27 protein-coding genes are annotated in these 24,446 nt (G+C 34.9%); 9 read left to right on the top strand and 18 right to left on the bottom strand.

The genetic code is table 11. The annotated features are described in order from the left end of the window. Positions 1-23: 23 nt before the first annotated feature. The 6 genes from DCS95_RS10650 to DCS95_RS10625 form a co-directional block, all read right to left on the bottom strand. Positions 24-2,495, bottom strand: a complete 2,472-nt coding sequence (locus DCS95_RS10650; RefSeq protein ID WP_116770751.1) for a TonB-dependent receptor domain-containing protein — start codon at positions 2,493-2,495, stop codon at positions 24-26. Continuing rightward, a complete protein-coding gene (locus tag DCS95_RS10645; RefSeq protein ID WP_116770750.1) occupies positions 2,476-3,843 on the bottom strand; it encodes an HTTM domain-containing protein in 1,368 nt (455 codons plus the stop codon). The genes DCS95_RS10650 and DCS95_RS10645 overlap by 20 nt, the downstream gene beginning before the upstream one ends. Continuing rightward, on the bottom strand, positions 3,843-4,973 hold the full coding sequence (locus DCS95_RS10640) for an imelysin family protein (RefSeq protein WP_116770749.1): 1,131 nt from the start codon (positions 4,971-4,973) through the stop codon (positions 3,843-3,845). Before DCS95_RS10640 ends, DCS95_RS10645 begins: the two co-directional genes overlap by 1 nt. 94 nt (positions 4,974-5,067) lie before the next feature. Further along, positions 5,068-6,315, bottom strand: a complete 1,248-nt coding sequence (locus tag DCS95_RS10635) for a DUF4856 domain-containing protein (RefSeq protein ID WP_116770748.1) — start codon at positions 6,313-6,315, stop codon at positions 5,068-5,070. Positions 6,316-6,451: 136 nt separating this feature from the next. Further along, positions 6,452-7,321 carry a hydroxymethylglutaryl-CoA lyase gene (locus tag DCS95_RS10630; protein WP_116770747.1) on the bottom strand — a complete coding sequence of 290 codons (870 nt, stop codon included), beginning with the start codon at positions 7,319-7,321 and terminating at the stop codon, positions 6,452-6,454. Positions 7,322-7,374: 53 nt separating this feature from the next. Next, positions 7,375-7,992: a LysE family translocator gene (locus DCS95_RS10625; protein WP_116770944.1), complete on the bottom strand. Its 618-nt coding sequence runs from the start codon at positions 7,990-7,992 to the stop codon at positions 7,375-7,377. An 86-nt stretch (positions 7,993-8,078) separates the two neighbouring features. Here DCS95_RS10625 and DCS95_RS10620 point away from each other — a divergent pair, with 86 nt between their 5' ends. Further along, positions 8,079-8,489, top strand: a complete 411-nt coding sequence (locus tag DCS95_RS10620; RefSeq protein WP_116770746.1) for a Dabb family protein — start codon at positions 8,079-8,081, stop codon at positions 8,487-8,489. Between the two features lie 67 nt (positions 8,490-8,556). Here DCS95_RS10620 and DCS95_RS10615 read toward each other — a convergent pair whose 3' ends face one another. Both DCS95_RS10615 and DCS95_RS10610 read right to left on the bottom strand, forming a co-directional pair. Continuing rightward, positions 8,557-9,603: a quinone-dependent dihydroorotate dehydrogenase gene (locus tag DCS95_RS10615; RefSeq protein ID WP_116770745.1), complete on the bottom strand. Its 1,047-nt coding sequence runs from the start codon at positions 9,601-9,603 to the stop codon at positions 8,557-8,559. Between the two features lie 61 nt (positions 9,604-9,664). Then, on the bottom strand, positions 9,665-10,111 hold the full coding sequence (locus DCS95_RS10610; RefSeq protein ID WP_116770744.1) for a hypothetical protein: 447 nt from the start codon (positions 10,109-10,111) through the stop codon (positions 9,665-9,667). Between the two features lie 71 nt (positions 10,112-10,182). Between DCS95_RS10610 and pepT the strand changes: the two genes are divergently transcribed. Both pepT and DCS95_RS10600 read left to right on the top strand, forming a co-directional pair. Then, positions 10,183-11,406: a peptidase T gene (pepT, locus tag DCS95_RS10605; RefSeq protein ID WP_116770743.1), complete on the top strand. Its 1,224-nt coding sequence runs from the start codon at positions 10,183-10,185 to the stop codon at positions 11,404-11,406. A gap of 4 nt (positions 11,407-11,410) precedes the next feature. Then, a complete protein-coding gene (locus tag DCS95_RS10600; protein WP_116770742.1) occupies positions 11,411-12,010 on the top strand; it encodes a YdeI/OmpD-associated family protein in 600 nt (199 codons plus the stop codon). Positions 12,011-12,015: 5 nt separating this feature from the next. Here the strand turns inward: DCS95_RS10600 and DCS95_RS10595 are convergent, their stop codons facing one another. From DCS95_RS10595 to nusB, 4 genes are all read right to left on the bottom strand, one after another. Beyond that, a complete protein-coding gene (locus DCS95_RS10595) occupies positions 12,016-13,365 on the bottom strand; it encodes a Gfo/Idh/MocA family protein (protein ID WP_116770741.1) in 1,350 nt (449 codons plus the stop codon). 94 nt (positions 13,366-13,459) lie between these two features. Further along, positions 13,460-13,747 carry a preprotein translocase subunit YajC gene (gene yajC / locus DCS95_RS10590; protein ID WP_116770740.1) on the bottom strand — a complete coding sequence of 96 codons (288 nt, stop codon included), beginning with the start codon at positions 13,745-13,747 and terminating at the stop codon, positions 13,460-13,462. A 24-nt stretch (positions 13,748-13,771) separates the two neighbouring features. Then, a complete protein-coding gene (locus DCS95_RS10585) occupies positions 13,772-14,242 on the bottom strand; it encodes a DUF1573 domain-containing protein (protein WP_116770739.1) in 471 nt (156 codons plus the stop codon). Between the two features lie 44 nt (positions 14,243-14,286). After that, on the bottom strand, positions 14,287-15,201 hold the full coding sequence (gene nusB / locus DCS95_RS10580; RefSeq protein ID WP_244178440.1) for a transcription antitermination factor NusB: 915 nt from the start codon (positions 15,199-15,201) through the stop codon (positions 14,287-14,289). A gap of 202 nt (positions 15,202-15,403) precedes the next feature. Here nusB and DCS95_RS10575 point away from each other — a divergent pair, with 202 nt between their 5' ends. Together DCS95_RS10575 and DCS95_RS10570 are read left to right on the top strand one after the other, a co-directional pair. Then, entirely contained in the window at positions 15,404-17,155 is a 1,752-nt protein-coding gene (locus tag DCS95_RS10575) for an ABC transporter ATP-binding protein (protein ID WP_116770737.1), read from the top strand. Positions 17,156-17,220: 65 nt separating this feature from the next. Then, entirely contained in the window at positions 17,221-17,598 is a 378-nt protein-coding gene (locus DCS95_RS10570) for a PUR family DNA/RNA-binding protein (RefSeq protein WP_116770736.1), read from the top strand. A 73-nt stretch (positions 17,599-17,671) separates the two neighbouring features. On the opposite strand, the gene DCS95_RS10565 is transcribed toward DCS95_RS10570, so the two are convergent. From DCS95_RS10565 to DCS95_RS10550, 4 genes are read right to left on the bottom strand one after another with little or no spacing between them, the layout of a single operon-like run. After that, positions 17,672-18,721 (bottom strand): lysophospholipid acyltransferase family protein, encoded by a 1,050-nt coding sequence (locus DCS95_RS10565; RefSeq protein WP_116770735.1) that lies wholly within the window; start codon positions 18,719-18,721, stop codon positions 17,672-17,674. Beyond that, a complete protein-coding gene (locus DCS95_RS10560) occupies positions 18,718-19,638 on the bottom strand; it encodes a bile acid:sodium symporter family protein (protein ID WP_116770734.1) in 921 nt (306 codons plus the stop codon). The genes DCS95_RS10565 and DCS95_RS10560 overlap by 4 nt, the downstream gene beginning before the upstream one ends. A 4-nt stretch (positions 19,639-19,642) precedes the next feature. After that, the gene (locus DCS95_RS10555) at positions 19,643-19,981 is read right to left on the bottom strand and encodes a tRNA-binding protein (RefSeq protein WP_116770733.1); all 339 of its coding nucleotides are present in this window, start codon (positions 19,979-19,981) and stop codon (positions 19,643-19,645) included. Further along, complete coding sequence (locus DCS95_RS10550) at positions 19,981-20,283, bottom strand: phosphoribosylpyrophosphate synthetase (RefSeq protein WP_116770732.1); 303 nt, start codon at positions 20,281-20,283, stop codon at positions 19,981-19,983. Before DCS95_RS10550 ends, DCS95_RS10555 begins: the two co-directional genes overlap by 1 nt. Positions 20,284-20,372: 89 nt before the next feature. Between DCS95_RS10550 and DCS95_RS10545 the strand changes: the two genes are divergently transcribed. After that, positions 20,373-20,936: a thioredoxin family protein gene (locus tag DCS95_RS10545; protein WP_116770731.1), complete on the top strand. Its 564-nt coding sequence runs from the start codon at positions 20,373-20,375 to the stop codon at positions 20,934-20,936. Positions 20,937-20,957: 21 nt separating this feature from the next. Beyond that, complete coding sequence (locus DCS95_RS10540; RefSeq protein ID WP_116770730.1) at positions 20,958-21,485, top strand: GNAT family N-acetyltransferase; 528 nt, start codon at positions 20,958-20,960, stop codon at positions 21,483-21,485. Between the two features lie 4 nt (positions 21,486-21,489). On the opposite strand, the gene DCS95_RS10535 is transcribed toward DCS95_RS10540, so the two are convergent. Then, entirely contained in the window at positions 21,490-22,026 is a 537-nt protein-coding gene (locus tag DCS95_RS10535; RefSeq protein WP_116770729.1) for a YfiT family bacillithiol transferase, read from the bottom strand. Between the two features lie 110 nt (positions 22,027-22,136). Between DCS95_RS10535 and DCS95_RS10530 the strand changes: the two genes are divergently transcribed. Continuing rightward, a complete protein-coding gene (locus DCS95_RS10530; RefSeq protein ID WP_116770728.1) occupies positions 22,137-22,775 on the top strand; it encodes a peroxiredoxin in 639 nt (212 codons plus the stop codon). A 129-nt stretch (positions 22,776-22,904) separates the two neighbouring features. Beyond that, a complete protein-coding gene (locus DCS95_RS10525) occupies positions 22,905-23,099 on the top strand; it encodes a cold-shock protein (protein WP_027064347.1) in 195 nt (64 codons plus the stop codon). Between the two features lie 323 nt (positions 23,100-23,422). Here DCS95_RS10525 and DCS95_RS10520 read toward each other — a convergent pair whose 3' ends face one another. Further along, positions 23,423-24,355 (bottom strand): peptidylprolyl isomerase, encoded by a 933-nt coding sequence (locus DCS95_RS10520; RefSeq protein WP_116770727.1) that lies wholly within the window; start codon positions 24,353-24,355, stop codon positions 23,423-23,425. Positions 24,356-24,446 lie beyond the last annotated feature (91 nt).

The raw sequence follows: 24,446 nt of genomic DNA, 5'->3' as shown, positions 1-24,446 counted from the left end.
AAACCCATAATTGTTGGAATATGCTACAGCTTAAACTGCAGAGTAGCATAATAAGTTCTAGGTTCTGAAGGTATAATGCCTGGTCCTGGATATCCTGTTGCCCTTCTGGTAAAGTAGCTATTGTCCATGACATTATTGATACCGGTTTCCAACTTCCAATTTCTATAAGTATAAGACAATGAGAAATCTAAAATATCATACGTAGGTATCTCACCCTCTATACCACGTTGATTATCATTAACATCTTGTGGTGCATTGGTAGCATCTGTAAATTGACTGGATAAATAGGTATACTGCAAACTGCCCAATACATTACCATAGCCAAAATTGAGTCCGGTTTTTAAATTTACATCTGGTATAAATTCCACCTTATTACCTTCTACATTGGTTTCTTCTGAAGATAAATATTCAGAATTGGTCACCGCCAAGTTCACAAAATAATTCAGTTTCAGTTTATCACTAGCAGAAAGGAAAGTTTCTTTGATACTCCAATTAGCAAAACTTTCAATACCATACATAAAAGCAGTACCTATATTACCCCTAAAACGCACTATACTTCCTGTTTCCACTTCTTCACCTAAAGCATTGGTCTGTGTTTCACTTTTTAAAATTTCACCTAATCTATTATCATACAACAAGCTAAAGGCACTAACATCGTAAGACAATACGTTGTTATATCTACCTCGAAATCCAATATCTGCCGTAAAACCATCTTCATCAGATATATTTTCATCCACTTGATAAGAAGGGTTCACCACTCGTATATCACTAAAAGTAACCGACCTATAATTCTGAGAAAAATTACCGTAAAACTCAATACAGGAATTTAACTTATATGTAGCCCCAACCCCTAATAACAAAAAAGTTCTATCGAACTCCCTATTATCTTCCACCTCTTCATTTAAAAGTGGATTACCTGCCAGATCAAGTACAATATTCTTATAACTTCCAATACTTTCTGTTTTAATATGCTCTAATCTAAAACCAGGTGTTAGGGTAAGTTTTGAAGTTATATTGAAAATATTCTCACCAAAGAATGCTAAATTGGAATTAGGGAAATTAAATTGAGATTGTCTTTCATAATTTGGAAATTCATCATCTGCAAAATTAAAGTCTGCATTAGAAGCCGTTGTACCAGGACCTTGTCTTTGATTATTATCGGTTCTATAAATTTTAGAACCTAATAAAAGAGCCGATTCCGTATTACCCAATTTATACCTAGTAAGCAATCTAGCTTCTGCACCCCAGTTTTGAAAATTATCTATCAACAATTCTCTTGGTTCTTCAAGGTCATCTGGTTGCGATACCCTATTGGTACGAAAACCAAGAGCACTTCTTGAAGCATCTAAACCAAAAATATTTAAACTCAAATCGGTTTTTGTAGAAAATTTATGATCCAAACGCAATGAAAATAATTTCCAATCCACATCAAACCAATTACGCTCCCTATTACTAAAAGTAGGGTCTTCAATAAATTGGGCATCTGTAAGACCACCTGGCTGTTGCGCCAAATAATTAAGAAATGTAGTCTCTAGCGTAAGTTTCGTTTTATCAGAAACTTGATACCCTATGTGCGCAAAATAATTTCTACTATTGTAATTAGAATTTGGTCTAAAACCACTACCCTCTTTATAATTAAAATATGTATAATAACTTATTTTACCTACCGTACCACTAAGGCTATTAAATGAGGTTTTTAAATCATAAGACCCCACTGTCTGCCTGCTAACCCATTCAATCTTCTTGTTAGGGTTGGGCTGTTTGAATTTAAAATTCACCAATCCGCCAAATTGTGTTCCATATTGTAATGATGCCGCGCCCCTAACTACTTGAATTTCTTCCAAAGCTTCGGCAGGCGGAGTGTAATAACTTTCTGGGTAGCCCAAAACATCTGCGCTAATATCATAACCATTCTGTCTGGTGTTGAAATTTGCCGTTCTATTGGGATCTAATCCTCTACCACCAATATTTAATTGTAACCCTGCATCGCCGTTATCATAAATATTGAGTCCTACTACTTGGCTATATATCTGTCTTGGGTTGTTAGCAGCTAGATTTCCGGTAATACTTTCAAGTAAAACTACCTCACTTTTTTTACCGGCATAGATGGCTGTACCTTCTACTTTTTTCAATTGCTTTAAAGCAAAAACCTCTTCACGTTTCTGTGTCAAAACCACCTCTGAAAGCGCATTTACCTTTAAACGCTGTAACTGCACATTAAAAGTTGTGTTACCGTTAATGACAACATCCTGTTCTAGAATTTCAAATTCGTAAGCAAAAACTACAATTGTATAGGTGCCCAATACGATGTTCTCCACTAAGAAAGTGCCTTCAGAATCTGTAGTTTCTAAGCGTTCTAATTCTTTAATGTATAGTTCAGCATTCGGAATAGGATTTCCCTGTTCATCGGTTACTTGACCAGAAATTTGAAGTTGTCCAAATAATGGAAATGATACTAATACTAAAAGTAAATAACTAAATTCCTTTAATTTCATCTTTAAATGGTGTTATCCAATTCTTATGTAAAAAAGACTCTTTTTGTTTCGCTAAATCAATAGTAGGGTCTATATATGTTGTACTTAACCTACCATTTAAACTAACTTGGCAATCTACGAATACCTGCACATTTTTATGACCATCTTTTTCAAAATGATTTTTTAAAAAATGAGCATATTCTAAAATAAAATCTGGCTGAAATGCCATTTGTTTTTCTTGAAACGGAGTGATAAAATCTGTATTATCCACATAAAACCATCTGCCAGATTCTCCATCTACTATTTTAAACTGTGCGTAGCCAGATTTTTCTATGAGCATAACCCGCCAAGAAAATCGGTATCCTTCTTCCGTCCAGAATAACTCACCAGGATACAATAAGTACCTAAATGGTATGGTTAGTTGCAAGCAAAAAAATAGGGTAATGACAATATGTTTAAAACTAACCTTAAATGAAGGCCGTTCTTCGAAAACAGCTTGATTATAAAATCTAGAATTATCTATTTTAAATACTTTAGAAATGTATTTAAAGATTTTTTCGTGAAAGCTTGCGTCAAAAAATATGAGAGCAGAAACAATCATCACATACGGGAACATACCTATAGGAAAAAGAACCCTGGTCAATACATGAAAAACTACCACCATTACAAATGCATACGGTCTTGTTTTTTTGTATAGCAATAAAAAGGGAATGGTAAGATCATAAATAGCGCCAGACCAACTAAACAAATATTGCAACCATTCTTCGCCAAGTAAACCACCTATAAACGGAGTATCGAATTTTGACGGCAGCCAAATTTTCAAAGGCATGGCCTTTAGCAACCAATCTGAATTTAATTTCGCCAGTCCTGCGTAAAAATATACGATGCTTAAAATTAGCTTAATGCTATTGACTGTCCAGCTTGGTACATATTCAAAACTTTTTTTGGGATTGAGATAGGCGTCTAAGGAATACGATGCATTTGCCGGCAAAAAGATCATTAAAAAACTAAGTAAGCTTATAAAGTAATAATGGTTTAAGTATGTAGTCTTATCCATTAGTTCTATATACGTAAAGCTCAAAAAGAATATAACAATACTTAATTTGTACCGATAGCCCAGAGCCACCAGTAGTGAAGCAAAACCACAAATTATAAAGATGAGATAAGTATATACTCCCAATGGCTTTACCCACTCGAACCCATAGTATGAAAAAAAGAATTTTGGCTGTATATAAAGTTTATCGATCCAACCATAGCTCCAAAATCGAACAATGCTAAAAAACATCATTAGACCAAATAAAATACGAAAGACCGCCAAAGGGGCGGTCTCTGTTGGAGCTTTAAAATATTTATTTATTACCGATTCCATTAATCACCATCGGCATCAACAAAATCAATACTAATACTCATTGCCGAAACCATATCTACCTTAAGCATAGGTACTGCTTTTTGTACCTCATCATAAGCTAAAAGCATATTGGTAGGTGGGTTATTATCTTCAATCTCTGCTCTAAATGCAGAAAGATCAACCACCATACTTTTTGCCGTATTCATTTGATCGTTGATCAAGGTAGATAAATCTTCTTCATTTTTAACTGTATTCAATGCGTCTAAATAAGACGCCAAACTTTCTCCCTGTGTACTAGAGTTATAGTGTTTTCCATTAAAAAAGTCTTGAACAGCAGCTAAACCTTCTAGAAATAAATCATTGGATATACTTCCGTCAAAATACGCTTCAACATTTCTTGGCAAAGTACTTCCGGAGAAAACGCCTAAAGGAATTCCCATTTTACCTGCTCGTAAATATTTCTCATAATAGAAAATATAATCGTTTACCATACGATCTACAGATGCCGTAGACGAGACCCCATCATTGGCTACAAAAGTATCTCTGTAACCATTTGTCCAATCAGACACTACAGTTTCCGTCAAAGCCTGCATGTCTAACAAAACATCTTCTGTATATTTTAGATAAGCTTCTTTGTTTTCACCGTTGTAGAAGCCTAAAATTTCAGCATCGTTCTCGCCCAAACCGTTTAACAGATAATCTAACGCAGGAAAACCTTTAGCGCTTCTGTTAGAGGATAAGGATAAGTCATAACTTCCATCCACTATAAACCCATCGATTTTCTCATTATCCGTTGGATATATATTCATGTTCAACTGAAAACCTACCGATTCCGCAGGACCAATTTCAAACATTTCAACATGTTGCCAAGTTTTATAGGCGTTCAACCATGATGCCCGCAAGGCTATCAAATTACTTTCGTTAACCTCTGCCTTAAACGTATCAAAAGAATTCAACAAAGTTTCTAAGTCACCTGTAAATGCTTCATATGAGGGAATAATAATATTATCCGCCCAGTTGATCAACATAGCGCTACGTTCAAAAGAAACCTCATCTACTGGGTCAACGATTACGCCTTCATCAGTTTCACTATCATTGGAACAAGCCCAAACCAAGGCCAAAACACACAAAATCCCAATAATCTTTTTCATCTATTATTTTTATTTATTCTAATTAAATGCAAAAATAAAAAAAGCAATTCAATCTTATTCGATAGAATTGCTTTTTTCCTGACTTTCAGCCAATTTATTCGGCAGCTTGCTCTAAAGTAAAACTAAACCTAGCCGCGATGTCAGCAGAAATAGCATCTAATGTAGCCGCTTCAACATCCCAAAGTCCGTTTTCTCCGTCATCCATTAAATCTGCCAAGAAAGCATCAACTTCTTCTTTGGTAAAGTAAGGTTCTGTGGAATTGGTTTTTCTTGTAAACTGTAAACTGTAAACAAAACCGTAACCTTCGGATAAATCGTGAAAAGCACCACCAAAATCTGGAGTTTCTTGATTCAAACTATTCTTTCCTTGTTGCAAATAATATACCGCTCTAATGCCTATAACTTCAGATAGTTTCTCTTTAATAATTTCTGCCTGCGCATCTCTAACATCATATTGCTTCGCTACAATCGCAGCTCTCCCCAATTTAAAGGCTTGAAAAATTTCATCGGCAATACCGGCAAAATCATCATCCCTTTCTACTCTACCAACATATTTATTCAAAAAGCTATCTGCACCTAAATCATCATTTGGGTTTGCAGCATCTGCATTTAAACCATAAACATATCCATAAGCTTCATCCCACTTATGCTCCATATTTGTGTAGATTTCACCTTCCGCTACAACATTAGCATCATTATCTGCCCTATTATCACCTTCATCTAAAACCGCAGTACTTAAATAATTGTTGATTATTTGATCAAGAGTAAGCGCCCCAATTAAACCTTTGTTAAAAGCTTGGTTGTACTCCAAACCTTGTGCATTTACATATCTCGTTGAACTACCATCGGCAATTTGACCCGCTACACCTGCAGATGCGGCAACTTCCCAATTTGGGAACACCTCATTTACTTGTGCCGTGATAAAACCATCAAAATCTGCTCTGATCAATGTTTGGTCGGTTGCATTGGTAGAAAAGAAATCTGCCGATGCAGCTGTTTTACTTTTTACACTTTTATCAGACGCATTTAACTCTGTTTCTTCAAAATCATTGGCTCCTTCTTCATGAGCATACATACTTAAAATTTGATCTGATGTTGATGTTACATCTGTGAATGCGCTTAAAATTTCGGCACCCATTTTTAATCTTGTAGTCTGGCCGTCAAAGCTAACGGTGCTTTCATTATCTCTAGTAAATACATATGAATCTGGATTATCAATTGTTGTTTCAACAGGATCACAATCACCATCATCACATGTAGTCAGTTCTAAACTATCATCATCACTACATGAAATAATTAGTAAACTGGCAATAGAAGATAATACGAATAGGTTCTTTTTCATTTTCTTTTTTAATTAAGACTTATTTTAAATAGTGGTCAAAACTATAACATTTTTTAACTTTTCACAACGTTAAGTAGATTAAATCTAAATAAACTTAACAAAATAATAATATGATTAAGAGGAATACAACAGAGGATTAGTGATATTGAGTGAACAGCTCTGTAGCTTTATTATAAGCTGCTTCAAAGGTCATGGCGTTTACGCCGGAACTAATTTTTTGAGAAGTAAAGTATGATAGCATTTTTTCGGTAGGCATGTTACCGGTTAGATCGTCTTTAGCCATTGGGCAACCACCGAAACCCTGTATAGCACCATCAAAACGTCTACACCCAGATTCGTATGCAGCAGCCACTTTCTCATGCCATTTGGTAGGCGTAGTATGCAAGTGCGCACCGAATTCAATAGTTGGATACTTAGGGATTAGATTGGAAAATAAATAAGAAATAGTTTCTGGATCAGATGACCCCACGGTATCTGACAACGATAATATTTTGGCTCCCATTTTCGCCAGCCTTTCAGTCCATTCACCAACAATTTCAACATTCCAAGGATCACCATAAGGGTTACCAAAACCCATAGAAATGTAGGTTACCACCTCTTTGTTCGCGGCATCGGCAATATTGAAAATTTCTTGAAGGGTTTCAACCGATTGAGCAATGGTCTTATGGGTATTTCGCATTTGAAAATTCTCGGAAATGGAAAATGGAAACCCTAAATAATCAACTTCAGGGTGACTAGCTGCATCTTGTGCACCACGAACATTGGCAACAATAGATAGTAATTTAGAGCTGGTTTTTGACAGGTCTAATTTAGATAATACCTCAGCAGTATCTACCATTTGAGGTATTGCCTTTGGTGATACGAAGCTTCCAAAATCTAGGGTATCAAAACCACAGCCTAACAAAGATTGTAGATACCTTACCTTTTCATTGGTAGGTATAAAATGCTTAATGCCTTGCATGGCATCTCTTGGACACTCAACTATTTTAACCTCTGAATTAAACATTATGTAAAAATACGAACTCTAAACAAGTAAATGCTACTAATATTTTAATAAAACTAACCTAAAACTAAATAAATCGCAATACCTACAAACACTACTATCTGGATCCACTTTAATACAAAGCCAGTTCGTTTATTATTTGTCAAAAAACTGGTTATTTGCCCTGCCAATATTGCTATTGCGCCAAACACCATAGAGGAAACCAAAATAAAAAGAAAGCCTAGTATATAAAATTGTACTACACTACTAAGACTTTCAGAAAAAAGAAATCCAGGAAAGAAAGCTAAAAAGAAAATCGTCACTTTCGGGTTTAACACATTCATTATAAAACCTTGCCTATATAAAGAACCCATACTTTTTTTATATCCTTCTCCCTTAATAGAGATAGCATCTCCCCCTTTATAAACCATGACGGCCAAGTAAATTAAATAAGCGGCACCGAATACTTTAATACATGTAAATATGGTGGGATTATTTTTGATAACTGCAGAAACCCCAAAAGCCAATAAGGATGTATGCACCAAACAACCACTCATGAGTCCGGCAACTACGGCCAATCCAGATTTTTTACCATTACTGATACTCTGTATAAGTACAAATATATTATCTGGACCTGGAGAAAGAGCCAAAAGAAAGGTCGCCATTGTAAAGGCTATAAGAATTTCGTAATTCACTTGTGTAAATCTTAGTTCAGCTCGAAAAATACGAAATAGCATGATTTACACCTATTTTTGATATCTTGTTTAAAATTAACAACGTTATGAAAATTAAAGTACTCCTATTTCTCCTTAGTATTGCGATCACGTCAAATGCATTTGCTAGCACCAACGAACACTTAACCGCGACAAAAATGATTAAAACAGATAGTCTATTAAGGCATACCGTTTTTTTTAAATTTAAAGAGGGTACAACCCCAGAACAAATAAAAAAGGTAGAAGATGCCTTTAGCGCATTACCCTCAAAAATTGAGCAGATTAAAGGGTACGAATGGGGGTTGAACAATAGCCCTGAAGGATTAAATAAAGGTTTCACACACGCTTTCTTTTTAACTTTTAAGAGCGAAGAAGATCGTGCCATTTATTTACCGCACCCAGACCATAAAGCCTTTGGAGCCGTATTGACGCCGTATTTAGAAGATGTTTTTGTGGTAGATTATTGGACCCAAGAATAAAAATCGGATTCCCAAAACAAAAGCCCTTGTATCTCGATACAAGGGCTTTTGTTTTTTACTATTTATTTTAAGCACTGCCCGCTTTTTCTAAAAGGGCTTTATTTATTTCTTTTACCAAGACAGGGCCCTCATATACAAAACCTGTCCATAATTGAATTAAGTCTGCCCCAGCTTCTAATTTTTCCAATGCATCTTCCGTAGAATGTATACCACCAACTCCTATAATAGGAAATGCCTTGTTACTTTTTTCCGCTAGAAAGCGAATAACTTCTGTACTTCTATCTTTTAAAGGAGCACCACTTAAACCTCCTGCTTCTTCGGTTATTAAGGCATGAGACTTTAAATTATCCCTAGATATAGTAGTGTTGGTTGCAATTACACCATCAATTGAAGTATCGCTAACAATATCAATGATATCTAGCAATTGACTTTCGGTTAGGTCTGGTGCTATTTTTAATAAAATTGGCTTACGAACAGTATCTTTACGTTGGCTGTGTTTCGCATTTTCCAATTGTAGCTCATTTAGTAATGCCGTTAAAGGCTCTTTATCTTGTAATTCTCGCAAACCTGGTGTATTGGGCGAACTTACATTTACCACAAAATAATCGACATGATCAAACAAGGCATCAAAACAAATAAGATAGTCTTTAATAGCTTCATTATTCGGAGTTACTTTGTTCTTACCAATGTTGCCGCCGATCAAAACTTTATGGTTCTTTTTTAAATTTTCTACCGCCTCAAAAACTCCGTGATTATTGAAGCCCATTCGGTTAATGATTGCCTTATCTTCCTTTAAACGGAAAAGTCTTTTCTTTGGATTACCATCTTGGGGTTTAGGTGTAAGCGTTCCAATTTCTACAAAACCGAACCCGAAATCGGACAACTCATTATATAAAACGGCATTCTTATCAAAACCAGCAGCCAAACCAACCGGATTCTTAAATTTTAAACCAAAAAGTTCACGCTCCAATCGTTTATCCTCTACAGCAAACATTGATTTAATAAGACCTGAAAGTCCTATTTTAGAAAAAAACTTGATACTTGAAAAACTGAGGTAATGAACTTTTTCTGGGTCTAACAGAAACAAAATAGGTCTGATAATAAGCCTGTACATGTATATATTTTAGAAGCTGCAAAAATACAAACTGTAAATGAGAATGTTAAGCATAAGGTTATCAGTTTTTGTCAACAATACTATCTGTATATACAGTTGGCACAATAATATATGGAGACCTATAAGCTTCTTTGCATAAAGACTGATATAATTCATATTGTTTAGGGTTGAATAATGTGAGCATTCGTTTATCTATCATAGTCTGTAACTTACCCATACTATCCATTACGTTTTTATATTTTTCCGCTAGCTGTCGTAGTTCTGTTTCACTGCCCTGCGGATGCCTCTCTTTTACATTTCGCAGTTCATTATTCAAAACATCATTTCTATATTTCAGCTCTGCACTAAAACTTGTCAGTTTTTCTTTTTGCATTTCATTTAACTGAAATATTTCAGAAATAATAGAATCGTTGGTTATACCTACTCCTAAAACACAATCTGCCTGCGAATTAACCCTAACACTCACCAAAATAAATGCCGACCAAATTAGAAATTTATATTTTTTCATGCTACACTAATAGATTCATACGTTTACCAATTTACAATTTATAAGCTTATTTTTGATAAAAGCCTAATACGATGCAGCATATTATTGACCGTTTTATCAGCTATGTTACGATAGACACGCAAAGCGATGCCTCTTCCGACACTACACCCAGTACAGAAAAACAATGGAATTTAGCCAACAAATTAGTAGCTGAGTTAAAAGCTATTGGCATGACCGATGTTACCATCGATAACAATGCATACATTATGGCAACTTTGCCTTCAAATGTAACTCACGATGTACCTACCATTGGGTTTATTTCGCACTTTGATACATCACCAGATTTCTCAGGCACAAACGTAAAACCACAGATTATTGAAAATTATGATGGTAAGGATATAGTGCTTAATAAAGAAAAAGACATTATTCTTTCTTCATCGTATTTTGATGACCTTTTACAATACATTGGGCAGACCATTATTACTACCGATGGCACTACCCTTTTAGGTGCAGATGACAAGGCGGGAATTACAGAAATAGTAACTGCAATGGAGTATTTAATCAATAACCCGGAAATAAAACATGGCCCTGTAAGAATTGGATTTACGCCAGATGAGGAAATTGGCAGGGGTGCACATAAATTTGATGTCGAAAAATTTAATGCAGAATGGGCCTATACTATGGATGGTAGCCAAATCGGTGAATTGGAATATGAAAATTTCAATGCTGCAGAAGCCAAAATTACGGTTAAAGGTAGAAGTGTACACCCCGGGTATGCAAAAGGCAAAATGGTGAATGCCGTTTTAATTGCCAATAAGATCGTAAGTGAATTTCCAAAACATGAAATACCGGAAGAAACCGATGGTAGAGATGGTTTTTTTCATGTACACCATATCAATGGGGAAATTGAAAATGCCACCGTAGAACTTATAATTAGAGATCACGATTTAAAGCGTTTCAACGAACGTAAAGAATTGGTACAAGACATTATTAAAAAATACAATAATGAATACGATAATTGCATTGAACTAGAATTAACCGATCAATATTTTAATATGAAGGAAAAGGTAGAACCTGTTTTTCATATCGTTGAAACGGCAAAAAAAGCCATGGAAGATATTGGCATTGAACCCATAATCAAACCCATTCGTGGTGGCACCGATGGTTCTCAGTTGAGCTATATGGGCTTGCCTTGCCCCAATATTTTTGCTGGCGGGCATAACTTTCATGGAAAATATGAGTACGTACCGGTAGAAAGTATGCAAAAAGCCGTAGAAGTAATTGTTCGAATTTGTGAGCTTACTGCAAACCAATAATACTATGGAAAAGCAAGTAAAATTAGACAATTTCTATAATGAAGAACATCAATTCAAAAGTGGTGTGGCAACTTTGAGAAAACTTGCTTTGGCTTGTGGAATGACAGAAACCTACAAATGGAGTTTCCCTACATATACAGTTGACAATAAAAATATTATTGCCATTTGTAAATTCAAGTCCCATTTTGGAATTTGGTTTTTCAACGGCGTATTTTTAAACGACCCTAAAAAAGTTTTAGAAAATGCACAAGAAGGTAAAACTAAAGCTATGCGACATTGGAAGTTTCACGAAACATCAGACATAGAAGAGCAAACTGTTACAGCCTACATTTTAGAAGCCATGGAAAACCAGAAAAAAGGCTTACAACTTAAGGTTTCAAAAAAGCCAAAAACCAAAATTGTAATGCCTGAGCATTTATCTATTGTCTTTGACAACAATGAAGACTTAAAAGTAGCTTTCAAAAAATTAACCTATTCCAAACAAAAAGATTACGCCGACTATATTGCAACTGCCAAACAAGAAAAAACGAAACTATCTCGATTAGAAAAGATAGTTCCGTTAATATTGAACGGTAAAGGTCTAAATGACATTTATCGTAAATAGTTATTTTATAATGAAGGTAGCTCCCAACCATTATGATAGGCAGCCTTTAAGAATTGATTTGCTTCTTCATTTTTAAATTTACCCGAAGTTTCATCCCAATAAATTCTGTCACCAGTTTTAAAGGCAACATTACCCATGTGGGAAACCAATGCAGCGTCATATCCTACTTTTATAGGTGCGTTCAACATAGAACCATCTCTGCTTTTAACCGCCTCAATAAAATTCTGGGTATGTAGGTCTAGCCCCCTAAAATCACCCTTACCATGAGAAACCGCCTCTATTTTAGGAATTCCGTCTTTTCCCCAACCTTGAAATTCGGTTTCGGGTATAACTTCCCAACCATTACGATCTACAACCAAAGTTCCATTATTTCCAATAAAAGCAATACCATGGTTTCTACCATAATTACCACCATCAATACCAGTAGCGTGCTCCCATAGAATTGAGAATCCGTCATACTCGTAAACAGTTTGTAAGGTATCCGGAGTTTCAGATGCATCATTTGGGTAAGCGAATTTTCCACCCAATGCCATAACCGACTTAGGTGTTCCCGCTTTCATACCGTATAAAGCATAATCCATTAGGTGTACGCCCCAATCTGTCATTAATCCGCCTGCATAATCCCAAAACCATCTAAAATCGAAATGGAACCTGTTCTTATTGAAAGCCCTATCTGGAGCCGGACCAAGCCACATTTTATAATCAACCCCTTTAGGAACCGGAGAATCCGCTACTACTGGCACAGGTTTCATCCAGCCTTGGTATGCCCAAGCTTTTGCTAAACGTATTTCGCCCAAAGCACCAGAATGTACATATTTAATAGCATCTACAAAATGTGGTTGACTGCGCTGCCATTGTCCAATTTGCACCATTCTATCTCTAGACTCCACAAAATCTAACATGATATTGGCCTCCTGTACAGAATTGGCAATAGGCTTTTCACAGTACACATCTTTACCTGCCTGCAAAGCGTCGGTTAATTGTAGACAATGCCAATGATCAGGTGTGCCTATAATAACTACATCGATATCTTTATTTTCTAAAAGCTTTCTATAATCACCATACCATTTAGGCTTTTTTATTCCTGCTTTCTTTAAATCTTCTGTACGTTCACGAAGAACATTCTCATCAACGTCACATAAAGCTATTACGTTGATTTCGCTCATTTTCAAAAATGAACTTAGGTCTGAAAAACCCATTCCCTTACAGCCAATTAACCCCACATTTATGGTGTCATTGGGACCTACCCTTTTTCGCATCATCGATAATAATTCCATGGGAAACATAAATGAAGCCCCCGTCATGACCAGACCGGCGGTTCCCTTTCTAATAAAATTTCTTCTGTTGTGTAACATGTTGTTGTTTTAAGTGTACTTAAATATACCAACATTTGAACAAAAAAAACACCGATGTTTCCATCGGTGTTTGTATATGAATTTAGAAAAAAAATTACTTTTTTTCCGGAGCATTTAATTTGTTGCTCATTTCCATGGATATGGCAGATCTATCGAATTTTAATTTCCCGCCCATTGTTTCCAAAACACAAGAGAAATCTTTATCATTTAAATCTACTACTTTTCCGTGCAGCCCACTTTTGGTAATAACACGATCACCACGTTTTAATTCTGCCGAAAACTTCTTTTCATCCTTCTGTCTTTTCATTTGAGGTCTGATCATAAAAAAATATGCGACCACAAAAATTAAAATCATTGGAAGAAACTGCCCTATATCACCCATCTTTGGTATATCTATAATTTATAATTATTTAACAGGTCCTAATGGAGCTGCACCTTTTGGGTTAACAAAAGCTTTAATTCTTAAAAGCTCAGAACCTTTTTCCGTATTTGCCGTTACCGTAATGGTCTTTGTTACCTGGTTTTGACCAGAACCGTTAAAGTTTACTTTTAACTCACCAGATTCACCTGGAGCAATAGGATCTTTTGGAGGGTTAGGAACCGTACATCCACAGCTACTTTTAGCATCGGTAATAATTAACGGTGCATTACCTGTATTAGTAAATTTAAAAACGGTCTCTTGTGGAGTACCTTGTTCAATTGTACCAAAATCATGCTCTGCTTTCTCAAAAGACATCACCGGTACTGCTTTAGCTGCCTCATCTCTTACCGCCGCTTCAGCTACATTATCAGATTTAATTTTACTTGAAGCATTGTCTTTGCAAGAAGTAAAAGCTACCATTGATACAAGACCAACAATTAGAACTATTTTTTTCATACTATATTAGATTTATCAATTAAATGTAAAATTATAAAATATTTTTATAATAGACCCCTACCCATTTTGTTAAGCTTTCCTTCAGATTTGTATTCTTTAGTAAGCTTATCAAGAATACCGTTTATAAAAATGCTACTTTTTGGTGTAGAATATTCTTTGGCAATTTCTAAATATTCATTTATGGTCACTCTCTCTGGTATTGAGGGGAAATGTAGCAACTCGCAAATAGCCATTTTTAAAAGTATACTATCTATACCTGCAATACGGTCTTTATCCCAATTTGGGGTTTTACCGTCTATCTCCTTTTCCAAGGCATCATTCTTTAATAATGTTCTGGACAATAACTGCATTGCATAGGTCATATCCTCATCATCTTTTAAAAGACTAGGCAAAAAGTAAGATTCTGGATGTACTTGTTTTACCTTCTTTAAATGCTTTAAAATAAAGGTATTCACAATAGGAATATCATCTACCCAAGTTAATTTATCATCCTCGAAGTAATCGTAAATTTTCTCGTTAGGAGCAATGATGCTTTTAAACAAGGTCAATATCAACTCTTTGTCAGCAGCGTAATCACTTTCTGGGGTTGACATGTAATTGTTGTACACATCACTTTCAATGATATCCTTGTAAATAAGTTTTACATACTCTTCATTTAGGTACCAATTGTCTAACTTTCTATGAGAAATCTCCTCCTCTAGCGTTTTGTTTTCGACAATTTGTAACAACAATCTGTTTTGAACAAATTTCTTCGGGTTGGGAAACTCTTCTTTTTTGTCGCTTATGTATTTTTTAGCGGAAAGAGAGATTTGTTCTTCGGCTCTTTTTTGTATTTCTACAAAAAGGCTTAACCATAACAAGTAGAGCGTATAGGTATTCTCTATGCTTACTTTTAAAAACTTCTCTTGTTTTTGTAATGAATCATCTTTAGATTGTATGAGCGCGTAAATGCTCTGCATTACCTTAACTCTAATGTGCCTTCTTGTAAGCATTTTAAAGAACTTTTTTAATAAATTAATATTTAAAGCCGCAAAGGTAAGTATCTATTTAAAGGGTCACAATAGCAATCGTATTTATCTTAGCTTATTTATAACATATGGTTTTAGGGCAAAAAACTATCTTTGACCAAAGAAAACTATAATATTCTTTTTTTTCCATTCTATGAAAGAACTTAAACACCTTAACAAATACTTTAAAAAATACTGGTTTAAGCTTTTTCTAGGAATTATCATTACCATTATAGCCAGGCTCTTTCAGCTGATCATGCCATCATATGTAAACAACTCTATTACCGTAGTTGAACAATACATACAGGCAGAAATAGAAAAATCTACCGCACAAGAACTGTTAATGGAGTATATACTCATTATTATAGGTGCTGCAATACTATCGGGCTTTTTTACTTTTTTAATGCGCCAATTGATCATTAATATCTCTAGATATATTGAGTATGACCTTAAAAATGAAATATTCGATCATTACCAAAAACTAAGTCTCAACTTTTATAAAAAGAATAGAACAGGAGATTTAATGAACAGAATTAGTGAAGATGTCAACGAAGTACGTATGTATGCAGGACCAGCAATTATGTACGGCATACAGACTTTAACACTCTTTGCCTGTTTAATACCGTTAATGTTTATTAAGGCACCCACTTTAGCGGCTTATACATTATTGCCACTTCCATTTTTATCTGTATTAATTTATCAAATAAGTAAAGTAATACATAAGAGAAGTACTATTGTACAACAATACCTCTCTACCTTATCTACATTTACACAAGAAATATTTTCTGGTGTTTCAGTAATAAAGGCCTATGCACTGGAACCACAAACCAATAGCGACTTACAAAAGCTTGCCATTGAGGGCAAAGAAAAAAGTGTAAGTCTTGCCAAAGTAAACGCTTGGTTTTTTCCGTTAATGATTCTTTTAATAGGTATCAGTAATATTTTGGTCATATATATAGGTGGCAAGCAGTACTTGGCAGGAGAAATAGAAGTTGGTCTTATTGCCGAATTTATTTTATATGTAAATATGCTAACCTGGCCAGTGGCCATAGTAGGTTGGTTAACTTCTATAGTACAAAGGGCAGCTGCAAGTCAAAAGAGAATAAATGAATTCTTGGATCAAGAGTCTGAAATAAAGAATACCGAATCGCACAAACTCAATGTGAAAGGTAAAATTGAATTTAAAAATGTTGATTTCACTTACCAAGACACCAACATCAATGCTATTAAAGACCTATCCTTTACCATTAATGAAGGCGAAACAACAGCTATTATAGGCAAAACAGGATCAGGTAAATCTACAATTCTAGATTTGGTAGCCCGTTTGTACGACACTTCATCGGGAGAAATTTTAATTGATGACGAACCTATTAAAAATGTTGACCTTACAAGCCTACGCGAATCTATAGGTGCCGTACCCCAAGATGCCTTTTTGTTTTCAGACAGTATAAAGAACAATATTAAATTCGGGAAGGAAGATGCTACAGACCAAGAAATAATAGACATTGCCAAAGATGCCGTGGTACATGAAAACATAATGGGTTTCTCTAAAAAATATGATACTATTTTAGGTGAAAGAGGAATCACTTTAAGTGGCGGACAGAAACAAAGAGTTTCTATTGCGAGGGCTTTGATCAAAAAACCACAGATCTATTTATTCGATGATTGCCTCTCTGCCGTTGATACCGAAACCGAAGAAGAAATATTGAACAACCTTAAAAAAGCTTCTCAGAATAGAACTACATTAATTGTAAGTCATAGAGTTTCTTCTGCCAAAAACGCGGATAAAATTTTAGTTTTAGATGACGGTAGACTTATTCAAGAGGGTACGCATGACGAATTAAATACTCAAGAAGGTTACTATAAAGACCTCTACCACAAACAGCTCTCAGAGAAAGAAAGTTAGAAAATTGTTGTCGGATAGCGTTTTTTTTTTCATTTTTGATAGTATAACGACACTAAACATTAGAAATGAGCGAAAGAGATTTATCAGATCAGGAAGAAATTCACTCCAAAGTTTTACGCGCAGGTAGAAGAACGTACTTTTTCGATGTAAGAAGTACTAAGGCTGGCGATTACTATTTGACTATTACAGAAAGTAAGAAATTTACGCATGACGATGGTTCGTTCCATTACAAAAAGCATAAGATTTATTTATACAAAGAAGACTTTGAAGCTTTCAAAGAAAACGTTGAAGAAATGATGGATTTCATCATCAACGAAAAAGGATCGGAAGTGATTTCAGAAAGACATCAAAAAGATTTCAAGAAAGAAGAAATTGTTGAATCAGTGGAAAAGACCACGAGCAGCACTTCTAGTTTTACAGATGTTAGTTTTGAAGATATCTAGCAAAGAACGACAATCAAAATAAAAGCGGCCCTTAGAACTAAGGGCCGCTTTTATTTTGAATTATTTATAAAAATTATCGCAAACCTTTTTTTACGAACCATACGTTCAATATTATTAAAATTACCGATACTAATAAAGCTACTTTTGATGAAAGAAAAATGGACAGCACAACTAAAAGTAACAATAGATAAATAGGATATATTAGTAAGGTATAGGCAAATCTAAATGTTCCCATAAACTCATTCTCTGGAACTTTTGGCTTCAACCATTTACGCCATACCATAATAAACGGGAAGTTCAATAAAGTAAACATCCATCTTAACCCATTACGATTATTTATCTCGGTAATTGATTTGAAATCATCAGCTACTTCATCAGCATAAAGTTCAACTTTTTTGTTTACCGCTACAGGATTTAGAAAATCTACCTTATCGCTAGTAAGACGATTTATGATGTGTTCATAATTATCTACGGTTGGTATATGTGTCGTTAATTGTTTTAAACTTAAAGAAACCCTATTCTTAATGGTACGGCTGGTCATATTTAAATCACTCGCATTGTACATACTTTTAGCAGATATAGGCTTACCGTAAATGATCGCTACTTCGTCTGGAAACTGATCGGCATGCTTATAATTTAAACCTACAGGGATCAACGTTACATCTAAATCTGGATAACGCTCAAAAGTTCTTATCAAAATTCTCGTAAAACCTTTACTTAACGGTCTTACCCTACGTCTTAAATTATGATTTGCTTCTGGAAACAAGAGCAACGCTTCTCCTCTATGTAGTATATCTGCACATGAATTAAAAATAGCATCGTTGTTAGAAAGGGTATCTCTGCCATCGCGCATTCTATAAATAGGGAGCATTTGAAAATAGGAAAAAATAGGCTTTAATAATTTACCCTTAAATACGTCTGACCGGGTTAAGAAAAATGGTTTTCTATTGCAGTCGGTGGCTATTAATAACACATCGATCAGCGCACTTTGATGATTAGGTAAAAACATTACGGGTTTATCTTTAGGAATATTCTCTAATCCGCTTACCATAATTTTTTTATGGTATCCGAAAAGTCCTGTTTTTATAATCGATTTTACCAATGAATATGTGAATCCGCTCAAGCTATAGTCTCTTTTACAACTGATTTTCTATTCCAAAAAGCAGCTAATATTAATCCAGAAATTATATGCCAAATTCCCCAAAACGCAGCAAGAAGCGCCATACCGCCCAATCCGTCAAAAAATGTGAATATCAATAAAAGTCCAAGACCAGAATTTTGAATACCCGTTTCTATGGTAATAGAGCGCACACTAGTTTCCGCCAATCCAAATAATCTTCCTATACTATATCCTGTAGAAAATGCTATAAGATTATGCACTAAAACAATCCAAAATACATATAAGATATAATCCATAAAAATAACCCTGTTGTTGTATAAGGCAATAAAAACCAAGCAAATAAAGAATACCAAAGAAAGTATCTTGAGTTTTTTGGCAATTTTCAACGCCAACTCGGGTATTTTATAATTGATAAGCATGCCAAGCAAAAGAGGTAATCCCAATAACAAAAAAACCAATTTGAACATTTCTATAGAAGAAATAGAAATTTCATTAATAAGGCTAGAACTTGGAGTGTACAACATAGACCAAAAGTGAAAATTTAGCGGAGTCATAACTATGGCCAGCATGGTTGCCATAGCCGTTAAACTAACAGATAAGGCAGTATTGGCATTAGAAAGATAAGATATGAAATTAGAAATATTACCACCGGGGCATGCCGCAACCATAAACATACCCAGTGCAATACTGGGCAAAGGGTCTATTGCATAAACCAACAAAAAAGTTATGGCAGGTAATGCAATAAATTGACTAACCAGCCCAGCTATCAATGCTTTGGGTTTTAACCATAAAGGTTTAAAATCTGAAATGGATATTTCTAACGCCACACCGAACATAACCAAACCCAACACAAGGTTCATTACCCAAAGGGAGCCTGAATCAAAATTAATATGAACATTATCTAAAATACTATCAGTCAAAAAATCAGGAAATTTTTAATCCGTTAGGTACTTCCATTTGTGGTTGAAGCAATACTACCGAACTGTTTTCTACAGCTCCCAATATAAGACATTCGCTCATAAAATTGGCAATTTGCTTTTTTGGAAAGTTGACAACGGCAATTACCTGAAGACCAATTATCTCTTCTTTTTTATATTTCTCGGTGATTTGAGCAGAAGTTTTTTTGACACCAATTTCTGGTCCAAAATCAATATGTAGCTTGTACGAAGGGTTTCTCGCTTCCGGAAAGTCATATACAGCAATGACGGTTCCTGTTCGCATATCTATTTTACCAAAGTCGTCCCAAGAAATTGTGTTGTTCATTATGTTAATCTAAGTTTTTCTATTAAATCTTTGGGTACATTACCAGAATACATTCCATAAGCATCTACCAAAAGTCCTTTTTCACCAGTACTGGTTTCTATAACATACAAGATAGTATTATCATCTGGGTTACTCATACCCTCAAAACGATAAAATTTCACCACTTCCAATTCTGTAGCTTTATGAATGTTTTTTTTACTCTTATTCTCTATTCCTGCATCGCAAAGATTAAAATCTTCGGTATAACCTTCGGCTTGTAAAGCTTTAATTGCAACGGATAATGATACGTATGACTTTTCCATGATATTTGATTTAAACAATTTATGAATACCGTAAAGTAAATGGAAGCACCATTAATTTGTTAACTTAGTACATTAAAATTTTAGTTGTTATGGCAAGAACAGAAAGTAAAATGTTGGCACTAGGTACGGTAGCGCCAGAATTTAGTTTATTGGATACGGTAAGTGAAAAAACCATGAACCTTCATAGCCTCAATGGTGAGAAAGGTACTGTAATCATGTTCATATGCAATCATTGCCCATTTGTTATTCATGTCAACCCCGAAATCACAAAAATGGCAATTGAATATCAAAAGAAAGGTATTCAGTTTATTGCAATATCAAGTAATGATGTTGAGAAATACCCTGAAGATGCTCCGCATTTTATGAGAATTAAAGCAAAGGCGGAGAATTATACGTTCCCATATTTATATGATGAAGATCAAACAGTTGCAAAAGCTTACAATGCCGCCTGTACACCAGATTTCTTCCTTTTTGACAAGGAATTAAAATTAGTTTACAGAGGTCAACTAGATGATTCAAGACCGGGCAATGGACTACCCTTAGACGGTAAAGATTTAAGAACCGCCATAGAAAATCTCATTGAGGGAAAAAAAGTAAATCCTACCCAAAAGCCAAGTATAGGCTGTAACATAAAGTGGAAAACAAACCATTAAGTTTATACTCTTTTATAATCAATGCAAGAAAACATTCAATTTCAAGAACTTACATCCACGCTACATGATGTATACATTGAAATAGGTATAAAATCTTACAATCAGCATTATCGTCACTTATGGCCCAAGGGCAATACCATAACCTATATTCAACATAGTTTTACGAAGAAAATATTAGAAGAAGAGGAAAAAGACCAAAACACCGTTCTTTTCTTAATAAAATTAAATACTGAATATGTCGGTCTTTTAAAAGTCACTTTGCACAAAAGCTTAATGGACTATGATCAAAACGATGCGCTTTATTTAGATAAAATTTATATTCTAAAGGAATATGCGGGCAACGGCATTGGTGGCGCAAGTTTAAAGTTTGTGGAAAGTATAGCCCAGAACCTTTCTAAAAAAGCAATTTTTTTAGAATCTATGCAAAAAGGACCGGCATTGCCGTTTTACCTAGCCAATAATTTTAAAATTGTTGATGAAAGCACAGTACCGTTTAGCAATGTCATTGAAGAAGAAAAGCCGATGTATCTTTTGAAAAGAACTCTATAAAAACCTACCAACCTTCCCTATCCGCTAAGGTTTTAATGTGCGCAAAATGGTGGTTACTATGCCACGCATATTTTCCTATATTTTCTGCTACAGAAACATTTACATTACCATCTGGATGAATGTAGCTATTTTCTAAATCTTCTGGAGTTAGTCTTTTTAAAAGGTACACCAATTTAGCGTGTAAAGCGGTTAAGTAAGAAAGTGACAAATCAATAGGCGCTGATTTTGCATCGATCAAATTACTCCATTCTTTTTCTTGGTACACTTTGATCAAAGGTCTATTTTCGGTAAGGGCCCATTTAAAGCGCGTGTAGCTATGATGATGACTATCTGCCATATGGTGCACTACTTGACGAACCGTCCAGCCACCTTCACGATAAGGAGTGTTCAATTGAGAATCAGAAAAATTTTCCACAAGATCCGATAGGCGCTTTGGTAAGGTTTCCAAAACCTCTATCCAATTAAGTACATTATCGTTGGTAATATTCTCCGGACACTTAAAGTGACCAATTGGGTATTTCAATTTTTCCAGTTCTTCCATTGAATAAAAGTAAAAAAATTTAATAGACTTTTAACCCTAAAACTTTAGCCATAGCCTTTTAATCTACTAATTTTATAGGATAAAATTAAAACATCTAAATATATAGCATTATGGCAACAATACGCTTAGGAGACAAAGCTCCTGATTTTACTGCAGATAGTTCATTGGGAACAATTAATTTATATGATTATCTTGGGGATAGCTGGGGAATATTATTTTCTCACCCAGCAGATTTCACCCCTGTTTGTACCACAGAACTTGGAACTGCTGCCAATTTTAAGGATGAATTTGACAAAAGAAACGTAAAAATGATTGCACTTAGCGTTGATGGTGCCGCTTCTCATGCAGAATGGATCAAAGACATCAATGAAGTACAGAACACTGTAGTTAATTTCCCGATAATTGCCGATGAAGACAAAAAAGTTTCCGATTTGTATGATATGATTCACCCAAATGCAGATAACAATCTTACTGTTCGTTCTGTATTTATCATAGCGCCGGATAAAACGGTTAAGCTAACTTTGACCTACCCTGCATCAACGGGAAGAAATTTTTACGAACTGTTAAGAGTAATAGATTCCTTACAACTTACAGCATATCATAAAGTTGCAACACCTGCAAATTGGGAACAAGGCAAGGAAGTAGTTGTTAGTCCGGCTATATCAACTGCAGATGCAAAAGACATGTTTTCTAAAGGGGTAACAGAGGTAAAACCTTATTTAAGAATGACTCCAGACCCTACTGCATAGTCATAAAAAACAGTTCATTCTCAATACATTAGACGTTGATTATTAACCTTAAGATAACCTATAAGAATTTAAGTAGTTAAACAAAAAAAAACTATCTTCGCACTTTAATTAATATTTAATTTTTCTATTATGAGTAAAGGAACAGTAAAATTCTTCAATGATTCCAAAGGTTACGGATTTATCACTGAAGATGGTTCAAACGAAGATCATTTTGTACACATTTCTGGCTTAATCGATGAAGTTCGAGAAGGTGATGTTGTGGAATTTGAACTACAACAAGGTAAAAAAGGATTAAACGCCGTTAATGTGAAAGTAATTGACTAGGTAAAGATTTAACTTTTTTATAGTATGAAACCCGAGCTAATTAGTTCGGGTTTTTTTATGCTTAACTTTTTTTAAAATTTTGTTCAACCTTTACGCAACCTTTTACATAAATACATATCTATTGAATAAACAAAATAGGTTCCCCAACCTAATACCTGTATTTATGACCACATTTTTGACCGTATTTTTAGTGTTAATGCTAATCAACATCATTTTACTTTTAGGTAGTTTCGTTACTCGAAAAAAGTAAAATCTATTACACAAAAAAACACCCATAATATAAAATTATAGGTGTTGGATTATTTTATATGAACGTAAGGTTCTTACCCTACTTTCATTAGCTCTACATCAAATATCAATGTAGCATTTGGTGGTATAACACCGCCAGCACCAGCAGAACCATATGCAAGGTCTGATGGGATAACAAAGCGTGCCTTATCACCTACTTGCAATAAAGAGATACCTTCGTCCCACCCGGGTATTACTTGACCAATTCCTAATTGAAAATCAATTGGAGAATTACGCTTGTATGAAGAATCAAAAACTTGGCCGTTTAGAAGAGAACCTTCATAATGAACAGAAACTTTTTGTCCTTTTTCTGCCTTAGCACCATCTCCTTTTTGAATCATTTTATAACGAAGTCCAGATGCGGTAGATTCAAAACCAGCGGCAACCTTTTCTAATTCAGCTTCTTGTTTAGCTTTTTCTTCTGCCAATCTAGCTTCACCAGACGCATTAAAATCTTCAAATGCCTTTAAAGCATCCCATTTTTCTGCAGCTTCACCAACTCTAACAATTTCTAAAGACTCAATAACATCGTTTTGAGCTATTGCATCCACTACTTCTTGACCAGCTTCTACATGACCAAAAACAGTATGCTTGTTATCTAACCAAGGTGTTGGTACATGAGTAATAAAAAATTGACTTCCGTTAGTACCAGGACCCGCATTTGCCATAGAAAGAACACCTGGAGTATCATGCTTTAACTCTGGATGAAATTCATCGTCAAACTTATAGCCTGCATCACCTGTACCGGTACCTTGAGGACAACCTCCTTGAACCATAAAATCTGGAATAACCCTATGAAATTTTAAACCGTTGTAATACGGCTCACCTTTAGCTTTGGCACTATTTTCTTTATCACCTTCTGCCAAAGCAACAAAATTACCTACTGTACCAGGTGTTTTATCATGAGTTAATTTAACTAGTATTTCGCCTTTACTTGTATTGAACTTGGCGTAAATTCCTTCTTCCATTATTGTATTTTTTAGTAAGCCGCAAAGGTAAAGAAATTTAACGGTTTGTACATTTCACAAACTGTATTGAAATCAATTCATTAACCGACGA

Source organism: Maribacter litoralis (assembly GCF_003075045.1).
GTDB classification, from domain to species: Bacteria; Bacteroidota; Bacteroidia; order Flavobacteriales; family Flavobacteriaceae; genus Maribacter; species Maribacter litoralis.
Note: the sequence above shows the minus strand (reverse complement) of the source record. Positions and strands in the feature narration are given on the sequence as shown.

What these genes read in the sequence shown, in the direction of transcription:
- DCS95_RS10615 (WP_116770745.1), bottom strand. Translation starts at nt 9,603, where the DNA reads ATGTACAGGCTTATTATCAGACCTATTTTGTTTCTGTTAGACCCAGAA.
- DCS95_RS10540 (WP_116770730.1), top strand. Translation starts at nt 20,958, where the DNA reads ATGCAAGAAAACATTCAATTTCAAGAACTTACATCCACGCTACATGAT.
- pepT (WP_116770743.1), top strand. Translation starts at nt 10,183, where the DNA reads ATGCAGCATATTATTGACCGTTTTATCAGCTATGTTACGATAGACACG.
- DCS95_RS10600 (WP_116770742.1), top strand. Translation starts at nt 11,411, where the DNA reads ATGGAAAAGCAAGTAAAATTAGACAATTTCTATAATGAAGAACATCAA.
- DCS95_RS10575 (WP_116770737.1), top strand. Translation starts at nt 15,404, where the DNA reads ATGAAAGAACTTAAACACCTTAACAAATACTTTAAAAAATACTGGTTT.
- DCS95_RS10570 (WP_116770736.1), top strand. Translation starts at nt 17,221, where the DNA reads ATGAGCGAAAGAGATTTATCAGATCAGGAAGAAATTCACTCCAAAGTT.
- nusB (WP_244178440.1), bottom strand. Translation starts at nt 15,201, where the DNA reads ATGCAGAGCATTTACGCGCTCATACAATCTAAAGATGATTCATTACAA.
- DCS95_RS10545 (WP_116770731.1), top strand. Translation starts at nt 20,373, where the DNA reads ATGGCAAGAACAGAAAGTAAAATGTTGGCACTAGGTACGGTAGCGCCA.
- yajC (WP_116770740.1), bottom strand. Translation starts at nt 13,747, where the DNA reads ATGGGTGATATAGGGCAGTTTCTTCCAATGATTTTAATTTTTGTGGTC.
- DCS95_RS10610 (WP_116770744.1), bottom strand. Translation starts at nt 10,111, where the DNA reads ATGAAAAAATATAAATTTCTAATTTGGTCGGCATTTATTTTGGTGAGT.
- DCS95_RS10535 (WP_116770729.1), bottom strand. Translation starts at nt 22,026, where the DNA reads ATGGAAGAACTGGAAAAATTGAAATACCCAATTGGTCACTTTAAGTGT.
- DCS95_RS10595 (WP_116770741.1), bottom strand. Translation starts at nt 13,365, where the DNA reads ATGTTACACAACAGAAGAAATTTTATTAGAAAGGGAACCGCCGGTCTG.
- DCS95_RS10530 (WP_116770728.1), top strand. Translation starts at nt 22,137, where the DNA reads ATGGCAACAATACGCTTAGGAGACAAAGCTCCTGATTTTACTGCAGAT.
- DCS95_RS10635 (WP_116770748.1), bottom strand. Translation starts at nt 6,315, where the DNA reads ATGAAAAAGAACCTATTCGTATTATCTTCTATTGCCAGTTTACTAATT.
- DCS95_RS10640 (WP_116770749.1), bottom strand. Translation starts at nt 4,973, where the DNA reads ATGAAAAAGATTATTGGGATTTTGTGTGTTTTGGCCTTGGTTTGGGCT.
- DCS95_RS10585 (WP_116770739.1), bottom strand. Translation starts at nt 14,242, where the DNA reads ATGAAAAAAATAGTTCTAATTGTTGGTCTTGTATCAATGGTAGCTTTT.
- DCS95_RS10620 (WP_116770746.1), top strand. Translation starts at nt 8,079, where the DNA reads ATGAAAATTAAAGTACTCCTATTTCTCCTTAGTATTGCGATCACGTCA.
- DCS95_RS10550 (WP_116770732.1), bottom strand. Translation starts at nt 20,283, where the DNA reads ATGGAAAAGTCATACGTATCATTATCCGTTGCAATTAAAGCTTTACAA.
- DCS95_RS10630 (WP_116770747.1), bottom strand. Translation starts at nt 7,321, where the DNA reads ATGTTTAATTCAGAGGTTAAAATAGTTGAGTGTCCAAGAGATGCCATG.
- DCS95_RS10650 (WP_116770751.1), bottom strand. Translation starts at nt 2,495, where the DNA reads ATGAAATTAAAGGAATTTAGTTATTTACTTTTAGTATTAGTATCATTT.
- DCS95_RS10525 (WP_027064347.1), top strand. Translation starts at nt 22,905, where the DNA reads ATGAGTAAAGGAACAGTAAAATTCTTCAATGATTCCAAAGGTTACGGA.
- DCS95_RS10555 (WP_116770733.1), bottom strand. Translation starts at nt 19,981, where the DNA reads ATGAACAACACAATTTCTTGGGACGACTTTGGTAAAATAGATATGCGA.
- DCS95_RS10520 (WP_116770727.1), bottom strand. Translation starts at nt 24,355, where the DNA reads ATGGAAGAAGGAATTTACGCCAAGTTCAATACAAGTAAAGGCGAAATA.
- DCS95_RS10645 (WP_116770750.1), bottom strand. Translation starts at nt 3,843, where the DNA reads ATGGAATCGGTAATAAATAAATATTTTAAAGCTCCAACAGAGACCGCC.